This window comes from Candidatus Enterococcus avicola, assembly GCF_047470845.1.
Classification (GTDB): domain Bacteria; phylum Bacillota; class Bacilli; order Lactobacillales; family Enterococcaceae; genus Enterococcus_D; species Enterococcus_D casseliflavus.
In genome coordinates this window covers 1-409 of record NZ_JBLGTY010000063.1, presented here as the reverse complement: position 1 = coordinate 409, position 409 = coordinate 1, and the positions used below count along the sequence as shown (strand labels likewise).

Sequence of the window (409 nt, the reverse complement as noted above, 5' to 3'; positions counted from 1 at the left end):
TTCCAGCTGTTGGACGAACAAGGGGAAGTGCTCCAAACCAAGAGCAATGATGCCAACGGAAAAATTTACTTCGATGCAATCGACTATGACCAAGCTGGCACATACAAGTATACGATCCGAGAAGTCGTAGGGACAGATAGCACGATCACCTATGACCAAACAGAATACCATGTAACCGTAAATGTGGAAGACCAATCGGGGCAATTAGTGGCAAGTCCAAGCTATGAAGGCAGTGCTGTTTTTAAAAATAGCTACAATCCCGCAAAAGGAAGTGCGGTTCTAGAAGCAAGTAAAGAATTGACTGGCAAAGCACTAAGTGCGGATGAATTTCAATTCCAGCTGTTGGACGAACAAGGGGAAGTGCTCCAAACCAAGAGCAATGATGCCAACGGAAAAATTTACTTCGATG

General features: G+C 44.5%; 1 protein-coding gene. It reads left to right on the top strand.

Annotated elements, in window-relative coordinates:
• On the top strand, positions 1-409 hold a 409-nt coding region (locus tag ACI3E5_RS17585; protein ID WP_498855890.1), incomplete at both ends, for a Spy0128 family protein.